Annotated in this window: 12 protein-coding genes; all 12 read right to left on the reverse strand. The window is 70.3% G+C overall.

The features are described from left to right. The 12 genes from AC1DYG_RS00990 to AC1DYG_RS01045 all read right to left on the reverse strand — a co-directional run bounded on the left by AC1DYG_RS00990 (window position 1) and on the right by AC1DYG_RS01045 (window position 13,141). Window positions 1–957, reverse strand: a complete 957-nt coding sequence (locus tag AC1DYG_RS00990; RefSeq protein ID WP_477638032.1) for a dihydroorotate dehydrogenase — start codon at window positions 955–957, stop codon at window positions 1–3. Further along, window positions 957–1,859 (reverse strand): dihydroorotate dehydrogenase electron transfer subunit, encoded by a 903-nt coding sequence (locus AC1DYG_RS00995; protein ID WP_477638033.1) that lies wholly within the window; start codon window positions 1,857–1,859, stop codon window positions 957–959. The genes AC1DYG_RS00990 and AC1DYG_RS00995 overlap by 1 nt, the downstream gene beginning before the upstream one ends. After that, window positions 1,856–5,185 (reverse strand): carbamoyl-phosphate synthase large subunit, encoded by a 3,330-nt coding sequence (carB, locus tag AC1DYG_RS01000; RefSeq protein WP_477638034.1) that lies wholly within the window; start codon window positions 5,183–5,185, stop codon window positions 1,856–1,858. The genes AC1DYG_RS00995 and carB overlap by 4 nt, the downstream gene beginning before the upstream one ends. Then, window positions 5,185–6,393 carry a glutamine-hydrolyzing carbamoyl-phosphate synthase small subunit gene (gene carA, locus AC1DYG_RS01005; RefSeq protein ID WP_477638035.1) on the reverse strand — a complete coding sequence of 403 codons (1,209 nt, stop codon included), beginning with the start codon at window positions 6,391–6,393 and terminating at the stop codon, window positions 5,185–5,187. Before carA ends, carB begins: the two co-directional genes overlap by 1 nt. Beyond that, the gene (locus AC1DYG_RS01010; RefSeq protein ID WP_477638036.1) at window positions 6,390–7,010 is read right to left on the reverse strand and encodes a PH-like domain-containing protein; all 621 of its coding nucleotides are present in this window, start codon (window positions 7,008–7,010) and stop codon (window positions 6,390–6,392) included. The genes carA and AC1DYG_RS01010 overlap by 4 nt, the downstream gene beginning before the upstream one ends. Further along, window positions 7,007–8,296: a dihydroorotase gene (locus AC1DYG_RS01015; protein ID WP_477638037.1), complete on the reverse strand. Its 1,290-nt coding sequence runs from the start codon at window positions 8,294–8,296 to the stop codon at window positions 7,007–7,009. Before AC1DYG_RS01015 ends, AC1DYG_RS01010 begins: the two co-directional genes overlap by 4 nt. After that, window positions 8,296–9,312, reverse strand: a complete 1,017-nt coding sequence (locus AC1DYG_RS01020) for an aspartate carbamoyltransferase catalytic subunit (RefSeq protein ID WP_477638038.1) — start codon at window positions 9,310–9,312, stop codon at window positions 8,296–8,298. Before AC1DYG_RS01020 ends, AC1DYG_RS01015 begins: the two co-directional genes overlap by 1 nt. After that, complete coding sequence (pyrR, locus tag AC1DYG_RS01025; protein ID WP_477638220.1) at window positions 9,309–9,836, reverse strand: bifunctional pyr operon transcriptional regulator/uracil phosphoribosyltransferase PyrR; 528 nt, start codon at window positions 9,834–9,836, stop codon at window positions 9,309–9,311. The genes AC1DYG_RS01020 and pyrR overlap by 4 nt, the downstream gene beginning before the upstream one ends. A gap of 258 nt (window positions 9,837–10,094) precedes the next feature. Then, a complete protein-coding gene (gene nusB / locus AC1DYG_RS01030; RefSeq protein ID WP_477617085.1) occupies window positions 10,095–10,508 on the reverse strand; it encodes a transcription antitermination factor NusB in 414 nt (137 codons plus the stop codon). After that, window positions 10,509–11,069, reverse strand: coding sequence for an elongation factor P (gene efp, locus AC1DYG_RS01035; RefSeq protein ID WP_477617086.1), 561 nt, complete (start codon window positions 11,067–11,069; stop codon window positions 10,509–10,511). A 174-nt stretch (window positions 11,070–11,243) separates the two neighbouring features. Continuing rightward, window positions 11,244–12,134 (reverse strand): NAD(+)/NADH kinase, encoded by an 891-nt coding sequence (locus AC1DYG_RS01040; RefSeq protein ID WP_477638039.1) that lies wholly within the window; start codon window positions 12,132–12,134, stop codon window positions 11,244–11,246. Window positions 12,135–12,136: 2 nt separating this feature from the next. After that, on the reverse strand, window positions 12,137–13,141 hold the full coding sequence (locus tag AC1DYG_RS01045; RefSeq protein WP_477638040.1) for an SPFH domain-containing protein: 1,005 nt from the start codon (window positions 13,139–13,141) through the stop codon (window positions 12,137–12,139). Window positions 13,142–13,192: the final 51 nt, after the last annotated feature.

Raw genomic sequence — 13,192 nt, forward strand, 5'->3', positions numbered from 1 at the left:
TCACGCCAACCTCCCGTGGGCGACACCGACTGCATCGGTGAGCCGCTCGAATCCCTTGTCCTGCAACAGTTCTGCCAGTTCACGACCCACTCGCACCGGCGCGCTGGGGTCGTTGAAGGTGGCGGTGCCCACCTGGACCGCGCTGGCACCAGCCGCGACCAGCTCAAGGGCGTCACGCCCCGTGCGCACTCCCCCGACCCCGATGATCGGCACCGTCGGCAGGCGCCCCTCCAGCATCGCCGCCCGGGTCTGCCAGATGGCGCGGACCGCCACCGGCCGGATGGCGGGCCCCGACAGGCCGCCCGTCACCCCAGCCACCTGTGGCCGCAGCCGGTCGGTGTCGATGACCATGCCCAGCAACGTGTTGATCATGGTCAGCCCGTCGGCGCCCGCCTTCACGCAGGCCTGGGCCACACCGACGATGTCGGTCACATCGGGAGTGAGCTTGGCGAAGATGGGGATGTCCCGCGGCAGCTGCTCGCGCACCAGCGCGACGACCTTGGCACTGGCCATCGGGTCGCACGCGAACACGAGGCCGCGGTTGGCGACGTTGGGACAGGAGATGTTGACCTCCACGCCCACCACCGCATCGAAGGCGTCGCTCGCCCGCAGGGCCGCAGCCACGTCGGCGAACTCGCCGCTGGTGTTGCCCGCGATGGAGACCAACGTCCGGGCACCGGCTTGCTTGAGCCAGGCAAGGTCCTTGTCGACGAAGGCGGAGATGCCGGGCCCCTGGAGGCCGATCGAGTTGAGCATCCCGGCAGGGGTCTCGGCCATGCGCGGCGTACCCCGCCCCGATCGGGCGTCGGCCATCACGGACTTGGTGACGAACGCGCCCAGCTCGCGGATGTCGAAGAACCGCGCCAGCTCGCGACCGTTCGCCGCGCAGCCCGACGCCGTCATCATCGGGCTCGGCAGCGTCACCGACCCGAGCCGCACCGACATGTCGACCGACATCAGTGACCACCCACCCGGGGTGCGCCGACGGTGTCGGTGGGCACCCGGCATACCCCGTCGACGAAGGCGTCCCACCGGACGCGGTCACCGCGGAACACCGGACCCTCGACGCAGGAACGCACCATCCGGGTGGCCCCGTCGTTGCCCGTGACGGGCATGACGCAGGTCATGCAGACGCCGACGCCGCACGCCATCGACTCCTCGACCGCCACCTGGGCGACCGCGCCCTCGGCGGCGGCGACGTCCGTGATGGACTTGAGCATCCCCATGGGTCCGCAGCCGTAGACGACCCCCGCACCGGTGCGCCGGATGACCTCCGGCAGCACGTCGGAGACCCAGCCCTTGGTGCCTGCCGAACCGTCATCGGTCGTCACCGAGACACCGTCGGCGTACCGGCGCGCCTCCACGACGCCGAACAGCTTGGACTCGGTGGCCGCCCCGAGGACCATCTCGACGTGGCAGCCCCGGGCGCGCAGCGCCTCGGCCAGCCAGAACAGCGGCGCGCTGCCGTAGCCGCCTCCGACGAGCACGCACGCCACCGCCTCCTTGGGCAGCGGGAAGGGCCGACCGAGCGGCCCGACGATGTCGACCTCGTCGTGGGCGCGCAGCGTGCTGAGCCACTGGGTGCCCGGCCCCACCGCCGAGATGACGACGTCGACGGTGCCGCCGTAGGTGCCCGACGGGCTGACCTTGTGGATCGAGAAGCACCGGCGCAACAGGGTGGCGCTGGTGTCGCCCCCCACCGCGAGGGCCACGAACTGACCCGGATGGGCCAGCTCGGCCAGTCCGGGGGCCACGAAGGTGAGGTGGTGGTACGCGCCGACGCGTCGGGTCGCGATGAGCTCGCCGGTCACCTGCACGACGCCACTGCCCTGCGAGGTGTGCCGCGTGGTCGCGCTCACGCGGTCCCTCCCTTGGTCGTGCCCACTCCAGTGCCCGTGTCGTAGAGGTCCAGGTCGCGGGCGTGCTCCTGCAACGGCTTCACGGTGAACACGCCGTGCATCTGCGCCTCGATGCCCTGCACGGCCGCCGCCAGCTCCTGCACGGTGGTGACGATCGGCTTGTCCATCGACGTCGTGGCGGCCCGGATGGCGTAGCCGTCAGCCCGCGCGTTGGGACCGCTCGGCGTGTTGACGACCATCGCGATCTCGCCCGCGAGGATGAGGTCGACGATGCTCTGGTCACCGGCCGTTCGCTCGCTGTGCTTGTGGACCACCTGGGACGGGATCCCGTTGCGCCGCAGCACATCCGCGGTGCCCGTCGTGGCGACGATGGTGAAGCCGAGGTCGGCCAGGCGCTTGACCGGGAAGATCATCGCGCGCTTGTCGCGGTTGGCCACCGAGACGAAGATCCTGCCTTCGCGCGGCAGTCCCGAACCGGCCGCGAGCATTCCCTTGGCGAACGCCGTCCCGAAGTCCTGGTCGATGCCCATGACCTCACCCGTCGAGCGCATCTCGGGGCCGAGCAGGCTGTCGACCACCTGGCCGTCGCGCGTGCGGAACCGCTTGAAGGGCAGCACCGCCTCCTTGACCGCCACCGGTGCGTGGCTGGGCATCGAGCCGCCGTCGCCGTGCGGTGGCAGCAGACCCTCCTCGCGGAGCTCCTTGATGGTGGCCCCGAGCATCACCCTGGCCGCGGCCTTCGCGACCGGCACACCGGTCGCCTTGGCCACGAACGGGACGGTGCGGGACGCGCGGGGGTTGGCCTCCAGGACGTAGAGGATGTCCTGGGCCAGCGCGAACTGGACGTTCATCAGGCCGCGCACGCCGATGCCCTCGGCCAGCTTGAGGGTCGCCTCGCGGACGCGCTCCAGCTCGGCCACCCCCAGCGTCACCGGCGGCAGGGTGCAGGCCGAGTCGCCGGAGTGGATGCCGGCCTCCTCGATGTGCTCCATGATCCCGCCGAGGTACATGTCGGTGCCGTCGTAGAGCGCGTCCACGTCGATCTCGATCGCGTCGTCGAGGAACCTGTCCACGAGGACGGGGTGCTCGGGGCTCGCGACGGTGGCCCGGGTGACGTAGGTGGCCAGGGTCTCGTCGTCGTAGACGATCTCCATGCCGCGTCCACCGAGGACGTACGACGGGCGCACGAGGACGGGGTACCCGATCTCGCGGGCCACCTCGACCGCCTCGGCAGCGCTGTAGGCCGTGCCGTGCTTGGGTGCCGGCAGCTGGGCCTCCGCGAGGACGCGTCCGAAGGCACCGCGGTCCTCGGCGAGGTCGATGGCCTCCGGGCTGGTGCCGACGATGGGAACGCCGGCCTCCTTGAGCGCCTTGGCCAGGCCCAGCGGCGTCTGGCCGCCGAGCTGGACGATGACACCGGCGACCGGGCCGGCCTGCTGCTCGGCGTGCACGACCTCGAGGACGTCCTCGAGGGTCAGTGGTTCGAAGTAGAGCCGACTGCTCGTGTCGTAGTCGGTGGAGACGGTCTCGGGGTTGCAGTTGACCATGACGGTGTCGTAGCCGGCGTCCCGCAGGGCGAAGCTGGCGTGGACGCAGGAGTAGTCGAACTCGACACCCTGCCCGATCCGGTTGGGACCACTGCCGAGGATGAGGACGGCGGGCTTCTCACGCGGCGCCACCTCGGTCTCCTCGTCGTAGGTGCTGTAGTGGTACGGCGTCGTCGCGGCGAACTCCGCCGCACACGTGTCGACCGTCTTGTAGACCGGGCGCACCCCGAGGGCGTGCCGCACGCCGCGGACGACCGCCTCCGGCATGCCCCGCAGCGAGGCGAGCTGCACGTCGCTGAAGCCGTGCCGCTTGGCCAGCCGCAGGAGCGTCGGCGTGAGCTCGGGGGCCGCGACGACGCGGTCGGCAATGGCGTTGATCAGGGCCATCTGGTCGAGGAACCACGGGTCGATGCCGGTGGCCTCGTGGACCTCCTCGACGGACAGGCCGCCGCGCATCGCCTGCTGGACGGTGACGATCCGCCCGTCCGTGGGCGTCTTCGCGGCGTGCAGGAAGGTGCGGGCCTGGTCCTCGCTCGGGGTCGGGCCGTCCCAGTGGAAGGTGCTGTCCTTGCGCTCCATCGAGCGCAGCGCCTTCTGGAGTGCCTCAGTGAAGTTGCGGCCGATCGACATCGCCTCGCCCACCGACTTCATCGTGGTGGTCAGCGTGGGATCGGCCGCCGGGAACTTCTCGAACGCGAACCTCGGCACCTTGACGACGACGTAGTCCAGGCTGGGCTCGAAGCTGGCCGGCGTCTCGCGGGTGATGTCGTTGGGCACCTCGTCGAGGGTGTAGCCGATCGCCATCTTCGCGGCGATCTTCGCGATCGGGAACCCGGTGGCCTTGGAGGCCAGCGCGGACGAGCGCGACACCCTCGGGTTCATCTCGATGACGATGATCCGGCCGTCGACGGGGTTCACCGCGAACTGGATGTTGCAACCGCCGGTGTCCACGCCCACCTCACGGATGATGGCGATGCCGATGTCGCGCAGCCGCTGGTACTCGCGGTCGGTCAGGGTCAGCGCCGGGGCCACCGTGATCGAGTCGCCGGTGTGCACACCCATCGGGTCGAGGTTCTCGATCGAGCAGACCACGACGACGTTGTCGACGTGGTCGCGCATCACCTCGAGCTCGTACTCCTTCCAGCCCGTGATCGACTCCTCGAGGAGCACCTCGGTGGTCGGCGAGTACTGCAGGCCGTCGCCGGCGATGCGCCGGAGATCCTTCTCGTCGTAGGCGAAGCCTGACCCGAGACCACCCATGGTGAACGACGGGCGCACGACGACGGGGTAGCCGAGTTCGGTTGCGGCACTGAGGCATTCGTCCATCGTGTGACAGATCGTGGACTTCGCCGACTCGGCCCCGCAGCGCTCGACGACGCCCTTGAACTTCTCACGGTCCTCGCCGAGCTGGATCGCCTCGACGTTGGCACCGATGAGCGGGCAGTCGTACTTCTCCAGCACTCCGGACTCGTGCAGGGAGATCGCGCAGTTGAGGGCGGTCTGGCCGCCCAGGGTCGCGAGCACCGCATCCGGACGCTCGCGGGCGATGATCGCCTCGACGATGTCTGGAGTGATGGGTTCGACGTAGGTCGCGTCGGCGAACTCCGGGTCGGTCATGATCGTGGCCGGGTTGGAGTTGACCAGGATCACCCGGATGCCCTCCTCGCGCAGCACCCGACAGGCCTGGGTGCCGGAGTAGTCGAACTCGCAGGCCTGGCCGATGACGATCGGCCCCGACCCGATGACGAGGACGCTCTTGATGTCTTCCCGCTTCGGCATCAGGCGCGGTTTCCCTTCTCGTTGTTGCTCATGAGCTCCACGAACCGGTCGAACAGGTAGCCCGCGTCGTGCGGGCCGGCGGCCGCCTCCGGGTGGTACTGGACCGAGTAGGCAGGCAGGTCAAGGCATTCCAGCCCTTCGACCACGTCGTCGTTGAGGCAGACGTGCGACACCCGGACCCGTCCGTAGGCCGTGCCGTCGGCTTCGTCGGCGGGCGCGGCGACGGTTGCGTCCAGCGGGGCGTCGACGGCGAAGCCGTGGTTGTGGGCCGTGACCTCGACCTTGCCGGTGCTGCGGTCCATCACGGGCTGGTTGATTCCCCGGTGGCCGTACTTCAGCTTGTAGGTGCCGAAGCCCAGCGCCCGCCCGAGCAGCTGGTTGCCGAAGCAGATGCCGAAGAACGGGATCCGCTCGTCGAGCACCTGGCGCAGCACAGCCACCTCGGCGTCCGCGGTCGCCGGGTCGCCCGGTCCGTTGGAGAAGAACACGCCGTCGGGGCCGTCCTGCCCCACCGCGCGGATGTCCTCGATCGTCGAGGCGGCCGGCAGGACGTGGACCTCGATGCCCTGCTGGGCCATCAGCGTCGGGGTCATCGCCTTGATCCCGAGATCGAGGGCGGCCACGGTGAACCGGCGCTCCCCGACCGCCGGCACGACGTAGGTCTGCTTGGTGCTCACCTCGGCCGCCAGCGCGGCACCCTTCATCCGCGGAGCGCGCTGGACGGCGTTGACCAGCTCGGTCACCGGCAGCCCGGCTCGCTCCCCGGAGAAGATGCCGACCCGCATCGCGCCACGCTCGCGCAGGTGCCGGGTCAGGGCCCGGGTGTCGATCCCGCTGATGCCCACCACTCCCTGGTCGACCAGTGCGTCCTCCAGCGAGCGCTGGGAGCGCCAGTTGGACGGGCGCAGGGCGGGGTCGCGCACGACGTAGCCCGCCACCCAGAACCGGTCGGACTCGTCGTCCTCGTCGTTGACCCCCGTGTTGCCGACGTGGGGTGCCGTCATCACGACGACCTGCCGGTGGTAGCTCGGGTCGCTGAGGGTCTCCTGGTAGCCGGTCATCCCGGTGGAGAAGACCGCCTCGCCCACCGTCTGACCGGTGGCGCCGTAGGTGTCGCCCCGGAAGATGCGCCCGTCCTCGAGCACGAGTACGGCGGGGGCCCTGTCGAGAGCAGGGTCCAGGTCGAACCCGTGTGCAGCGGCGCTCATGGTGTCGTCTTTCCTTCGGTCTCGGGATCGGTGGGCGCCTTGTCAGGCTGGGTCGTGGCACCCTCACCGGGGTCAGGTTGGTCCCCGGTGTGCCACCACAGGGCCGACTCGACGCGTTCGACGTCTGCCTTGAACCGGGGCAGGAAGCCGGTCTCGTAGATGTCGCCGTTCTCGGCCCGCCACTGCAGCACGACGAGGCGGTTGGCACCCACGAACTTGCCGACCATGCCGCGGTCACGACGGGCGGAGATGAGGCGGGCAGCCGGGATGATGACGGTGGCCTCGCCCTGGCGGTCGATGCGGACCAGCTCGTCGACGTCACCGCGACTGACGATGAGGGTTGCCTTGGCGCGGTTGCCGAGGCCCTCCACGGTGACCCGCTCCAGCCTGCTCTCCGCAGCGGTGGTGCTCACGTACGTTCCCTCCGCGATGACCTGCGGGGGCTTCTCCTTGAGGGCAGGAGCCTCCAGGGCGTGGTCGCGCGTCGTGCGGTTGCGCTCCAGGGCGATGGCTGCAGACTCGTGCGCGCGCCGCTTGCGCAGCCACGCGGCATACAGGAGGGCATAGATCAGGCCCAGCGCCACGAGCAGCACGCCCACGGCTTGCAGACGGGTCACGCGATGGCTCCCTTCTGGGCCGTCACGCGACCGGCGAAGACCGTGGCGTGAACCGCACCGCGCAGGGTGCGGCCGTGCCAGGGGTTGTTGCGGGACAGCGACAGCGACGAGCCGCGGTCGACCGTGACCGTCGCCGTGGGGTCGACCAGGGTCAGGTGAGCCGGCGAACCCGCGGACAGCGGCTGTCCGTGCGAGCGCAGCCCTGCGATCCGCGCGGGTGCCACCGACATCACCCGGGCCACGCCCGCCCAGTCGAGCAGGCCGCCGCCGACCATGACGTCGCTGACCACCGAGAGCGCCGTCTCGAGCCCCAGCATGCCGAAAGCTGCGTCGACGAACGCGTGCTCCTTGTCGTGGCGGGCGTGCGGGGCGTGGTCGGTCGCGACCGCGTCGATGGTGCCGTCGGCCAGCGCAGCGCGCAGGGCGTCGACGTCCTCCTGCGGACGCAGCGGGGGGTTCACCTTGTAGGTCGGGTCGTAGCCCGCCAGCAGGTCGGTGGTCAGCACGAGGTGGTGCGGCGTGACCTCGGCGGTCACCGCGATGCCCTGTGCCTTGGCCCAGCGAATCACCTCGACGGTGCCCGCGGTGGAGACGTGCGCGACGTGCACGCGCGAGCCCGTGTGCCGGGCGAGCATGACGTCGCGAGCCACGATCGACTCCTCGGCGATGCCAGGCCACCCCGGCAGACCCAGACGCCCCGAGAGCTCGCCCTCGTGGGCGCAGGCGTGGGGGCCCGCGAGGTGCGGGTCCTGGGCGTGCTGGGAGACGACCCCGCCGAAGGCGCGGACGTACTCGAGGGCCCGGCGCATCACCCGGGCGTTGTGGACGCAGTGCCCGTCGTCGGAGAAGACGGTCACCGCAGCCCTGGACCGGTGCATCAGGCCGAGCTCGGCGAGCTCCTCACCCTCGAGGCCCTTGGTGACGGCGCCGACCGGCACGACGTCGACCAGTCCGGTCGCCCGGCCCAGGTCGAGGATGCGCTCGGCCGCCTCGGCGGTGTCCGTGACCGGACTGGTGTTGGCCATCGCGAGGATCGCCGTGAATCCGCCGACCGCCGCGGCGGCCGAACCCGAGGCGATCGTCTCGGCGTCCTCGCGACCGGGCTCGCGCAGGTGGGTGTGCAGGTCGACCAGACCGGGGAGGGCGACCAGTCCGTCGGCGTCCAACACGTCGGCCCCCTTGGCGGAGCGGATCGACCCGACCTCGGTGATCACGCCGTCCTCGATGAGCAGGTCCTGAGCCCCGGATCCCAGCAGGTTTGCCCCGGTGACGAGCAACGTGGTCATCAGCTGTCCTCTCCCTCGTTGCCGGCGAGCAAGTGGTAAAGCACGCTCATCCGCACCGCGACGCCCGCACTGACCTGATCGAGGATGAGTGACTGGGCTCCGTCGGCGGCGTCGGCCGCGATCTCGAGCCCGCGGTTCATCGGGCCCGGGTGGCAGATGACCGCATCGGGGTTGGCCGTCGTGAGCACATCGAGCCGCCCGCGGGTCAGCCCGTAGCCGACGGTGTACTCGCGTGCCGTCGGGAAGAACCCGCCGCTCATCCGCTCGCGCTGGACCCGCAGCATCATCACCGCATCCGCTGTCGGCAGCACCGCGTCGAAGTCGTGCGACAGCGAGAAGCCCTCGGCCTGCGCCCACGTCGTGATGCCGCTGGGCATCAGGGTCGGCGGCGCGACGAGGGTGACCCGGGCGCCGAGGGTCCTGAGCGTGATGAGGTTGGAGCGCACCACGCGTGAGTGGGTCAGGTCGCCGACGATGACGACGTGCCGGCCCTCGAGGTCACCGAGGCGGCGCTCCAACGTGTAGGCGTCGAGCAGCGCCTGGGTCGGGTGCTCGTGCATCCCGTCCCCGGCGTTGATGACGTGCGCGTCGACCCACTGGCTGACCTGGTGAGCGGCGCCGCTCGCGTGGTGACGGATCACCAGGGCGTCGACCCCCATCGCGGCCACGGTCAGGACGGTGTCGCGCAGCGACTCCCCCTTGGACGTCGACGAACCCTTGCCACTGATGTTGATGACGTCGGCCGACAGCCACTTGCCGGCGATCTCGAAGGAGCTGCGCGTGCGGGTCGAGTCCTCGAAGAACAGGTTCACCACCGTGCGCCCACGCAGCGTCGGGAGCTTCTTGACCTCGCGCTGCTGGACGGCGTGCATCTCCGCAGCGGTGTCGAGGATGGCCCGGACCTGCTCGCGGCCCAGGTCGGCGGACGACAGCAGGTGCCGCTTGGTATGCCGGGTGCCCAGCTGCTGCTCGCGCGTCGGGTGGGTGGTGGCGGCTGTGGTCGTGGTGGCGGTCATCGGGCATCCCCTCCGGCGATGGTGACCTGGTCCTCGACCTGGTCGGGTTCGCTGAGCCGCACCCGCACCTTCTCCGTGCTCGAGGTGGGCAGGTTCTTGCCCACGTGGTCGGCCCGGATCGGCAGCTCGCGGTGACCCCGGTCCACGAGGACGGCGAGGCGCACGATGCGCGGACGACCGAGGTCGGACAGCGCGTCCAGTGCGGCGCGGACCGTGCGCCCGGAGTAGAGCACGTCGTCGACGAGCACCACGACCTTGTCGTCGATCCCGCTGGCGGGGATGTCGGTGTGCATCGGGCTGCGGGTCGGCTGCCTGCGCAGGTCGTCACGGTGCATCGTGACGTCGAGGGCACCGACTGCCACCGGCACGCCCTCGACCTCCTCGATCAGGGCGGCCAGCCGGCGTGCCAGCGCGACCCCCCGGGTCGGGATCCCCAGCACGACCAGGTCGGCGGCGCCCTTGTTGTGCTCGAGGATCTCGTGCGCGATGCGCCGCAGCACGCGGGCCACGTCGGCCTCGGTCATGACGGTGCGGGAGTCGTCACCGGAGGTGTTCGCGGAGGCGTCGACGGGGTCGACGGCGTCGACGGAGAGGGAGGCGGGAACACCGGGTTCAACCGCCGAGGGTGCAGCAAAGTCAGGACGCATCAGCGTCAGGACCTCCTTCCCTGCCTCACAGGACAGGTCGTTAAAGGATGTCGTTCGCCGGTGACTCTACCCGGTGCCGGGACCACGCGGCATACCGGCCCGCCGTGACGCACCTGGTCGTCCGGTGCGTACGGCTCAGGCGAGGGTGGGCTTGACCTCGGCCAGGCGCCCGAGCAGGCCGTTCACGAACTTCGGCGAGTCGTCCGTGGACAGGCTCTTGGCCAGCTCGACGGCTTCGGCGATCGCGACGCTCTCGGGCACCTCGGTGGCATACAGCACCTCGAACGCCCCGAGGCGCAGGATCGCGCGGTCGACGCTGGGCATCCGCTCGAGGGTCCAGCCCTGCGAGTAGGTCGCGAGCAGCTCGTTGATGTCGGTCCAGTGCGCGACCACACCCTCGACCAGGTCGGAGGTGTACTGGCTGAGCGGGGCCTCGGTGACCGGCTTCGCGAGTCGCTCGGCGAGCAGGTCGCGGGCGTTCAGGCCACGGTTCTCGGCCTCGAACAGGAGGTCGATGGCCCTTTTTCGTGCCTTGGTGCGAGCGCCCACTCAGTTCACGCGGCCGAGGTAGGAGCCGTCGCGGGTGTCGACCTTGACCTTGGTGCCCTGCTCGAGGAACAGCGGGACGTTGATCGTCGCACCGGTCTCGAGGGTGGCGGGCTTGGTGCCACCGGTGGAGCGGTCACCCTGCAGGCCCGGCTCGGTGTAGGTGATCTCGAGGACGACCGACGTGGGCAGCTCGACGTAGAGGACGGTGCCCTCATGCGTCGCGACCTGGGCGCTCTGGTTCTCCAGGAGGTAGTTGGCGACGTCGCCGACGACGGTCTCCGGGATGTGGATCTGGTCGTAGGTCGACCCGTCCATGAAGACGTAGTCGGTCCCGTCCTTGTAGAGGTACTGCATGTCACGACGGTCGACATTGGCAGTCTCGACCTTGAGCCCCGCGTTGAACGTCTTGTCGACCACCTTGCCGGACAGGACGTGCTTGAGCTTGGTCCGCACGAAGGCCGGGCCCTTGCCGGGCTTGACGTGCTGGAACTCCACGACGGCCCACAGCTGGCCCTCGAGGTTGAGGACCATGCCGTTCTTGAGGTCGTTGGTCGATGCCATGCGTGTGTCACCTTCTGTGAGATGTCAGCCACCTGAGCCGGTATGCCGCGTGGCTGAGCGCGCGCGGCAGTCCCGGCCGCGTTCTGGCTGGAAACGTTCGGGGTGGGAATCGCCGGTCAGTCTAGCCGTCGGCCGACGGTCCCCCGAATCGCTGCGCAGCACCACGGGTGGCGGTCAGCACACCAGGGCGAGGGTCTGTGCGGCCAGGCCGATCTCGATGCGCTGCCCCCACGACAGGTCGAGCCTGTCGTTCTCCATCCCGTCTCCGAACACCACCAGCCGGTCGCTCAGCACCTCGACGGTGAGTGTCTCGGAGGTCAGGAGCCCCTCGGTGAGGGCGGTTCCGGTCGTCGGCGACGGCCAGGCCTCCCGGACGAACCACGCCAGGCTGCCTCCCTCGGCGGTGGGCAGCACCAGGGAGCTGTGCCGTTCCCTCGCCAGTGAGGAGCACCAACCGGTGGCGCCGGTGCCGGTCGAGACGACCAGACCCGAAGAGGCCTGACGCTCGGCCCGGCCGTCGACAGTGAGCTTGTAGCGTGCGGTCTGGTGCGAGACGTGGCCGACGAAGACCTCGTTGAGCGCGACGAGCCGCTGCCCGTCGTCGGTGGACGCCTGCACCATCGTCCGCCTCTGGAGGGTGGCTGACCCGCTCGCCGCGTGGAGCAGGATCTCGCGCAGGTGCGCCGGCGCCGGACGGACCAGCACCCCTGCGCCGGCGCCCGGCCACGGGTCGATGCCCACGACCGGCTGCCCTTCGAGGTGCTTCGCGGCGTTGGCCACCAGGCCGTCCTGTCCGACCACGACCACGACGTCGTCGGCGGCGAACATGAACCGCGGCAGATCTGCTCGTTCGACGACGCCGCGACGCCAGTCGCCGGGGACGGCACCCGCCACCTCGGCCAGCGCTTCGACCTGCGCCTCGTGGGCAGCCTCCACCCCGGCGAGGTCACGCCCACGCTGGCGGAGGAAGAACTCGGCCGCACCACGCGTGCCGTGTCGGTCCAGCAGCGCGTCGAGCTCGGTCCTGCGGTGGACGACCACCACCCGTGGCGCGAGCGCGGCCATGGTCACACCTCCTCGTGACGGACCAGCCTGGCCAGCAGCGGGCTGATGAGGTCGGGGGTGAGCACGAGGCTCTGGATGGCCGGGAGGTTGGTGGCGAGCTCCTTGAAGGCAAGACCGGTGAGGACTCCGTCAGGCAGGCCCGCGTAGACCTGCACCCGCGCCGCCTCGGCGCCGGCCTCCGCCTCCCCCACCTCACGGATCCTGGAGGCCTGGCTGGTCGTCAGCATCTCGTCGCGCGCCGCTTGGGAGCGCGACTCGATCTGCGCTGCGGCGGCCTCCTCCTCGGCCTTCCGCCGCGCGTTCGCCCCGCGCTGGCCCACCAGCTCCTGCTCCCGACGGGCGAGCTCGATCTGGCTCTGCATCTCGTTCTCGGCAATGGTGCGTTCGCGTTCGACCGCGAGCGCGCGTCGCTCGTAGGTCGCCTTGTCCGCGTCCTGCTGGACCTGCTCGCGGGTCGGGGTCTGCAAGGCACGTTCGACCTCGGGCTCCGGTCGCACCGCCACCACCCGGACCTCGACGATCTCCAGACCCGTCGCACCGACGCGACCGTCGGTCCGAACCCCCTGAGTGACGGCTGCACGGACTTCGGCGTAGCCGCGGGTGAGGGCCTCGACCAGGGTCAGCCGGGCCACGACCTCCAGGGCGTGCTGCTGCGCACTCTGGGTCAGCAACGCACCCAGCTGCCCGAGCGGATCGCTCCGCCACCGCCCCGTCGCGTCGTCCAGGCCGAAGTCGAGGCGGTCGGCGGCCAGGGCTGGCTGCACGACCCGGAACGTGATGGTCGCCTGGACCGTGACGTCCTGGAAGTCCAGCGATCTGGCGTGGAAGAGCATCGGCAGCTCGCGGTCGTCGACCGGCACCTCGGACAGGATCGCCGAGAGCGGGCGGAACCAGAAGGACTGCCCGTTCCCCTCGTGGACGATGCGGCCCGCCCTCGCGTGACGCACCCAGGACGTCGATCCGCTTCTCAGGTGTCGCAGGAACGGCACGGTCGTGATGTCAGCCATCTCAAGCTCCTTAATCGTCGTTGTGACGATTACTAGGCTAGCGGCATTCTG

The sequence above is a fragment of the Pedococcus sp. P1_H8 genome (assembly GCF_056405175.1).

What these genes read in the sequence shown, in the direction of transcription:
- pyrR (WP_477638220.1), bottom strand. Translation starts at nt 9,836, where the DNA reads ATGACCGAGGCCGACGTGGCCCGCGTGCTGCGGCGCATCGCGCACGAG.
- AC1DYG_RS01020 (WP_477638038.1), bottom strand. Translation starts at nt 9,312, where the DNA reads ATGACCGCCACCACGACCACAGCCGCCACCACCCACCCGACGCGCGAG.
- AC1DYG_RS01015 (WP_477638037.1), bottom strand. Translation starts at nt 8,296, where the DNA reads ATGACCACGTTGCTCGTCACCGGGGCAAACCTGCTGGGATCCGGGGCT.
- carA (WP_477638035.1), bottom strand. Translation starts at nt 6,393, where the DNA reads ATGAGCGCCGCTGCACACGGGTTCGACCTGGACCCTGCTCTCGACAGG.
- carB (WP_477638034.1), bottom strand. Translation starts at nt 5,185, where the DNA reads ATGCCGAAGCGGGAAGACATCAAGAGCGTCCTCGTCATCGGGTCGGGG.
- AC1DYG_RS00990 (WP_477638032.1), bottom strand. Translation starts at nt 957, where the DNA reads ATGTCGGTCGACATGTCGGTGCGGCTCGGGTCGGTGACGCTGCCGAGC.
- AC1DYG_RS01040 (WP_477638039.1), bottom strand. Translation starts at nt 12,134, where the DNA reads ATGGCCGCGCTCGCGCCACGGGTGGTGGTCGTCCACCGCAGGACCGAG.
- efp (WP_477617086.1), bottom strand. Translation starts at nt 11,069, where the DNA reads ATGGCATCGACCAACGACCTCAAGAACGGCATGGTCCTCAACCTCGAG.
- AC1DYG_RS01045 (WP_477638040.1), bottom strand. Translation starts at nt 13,141, where the DNA reads ATGGCTGACATCACGACCGTGCCGTTCCTGCGACACCTGAGAAGCGGA.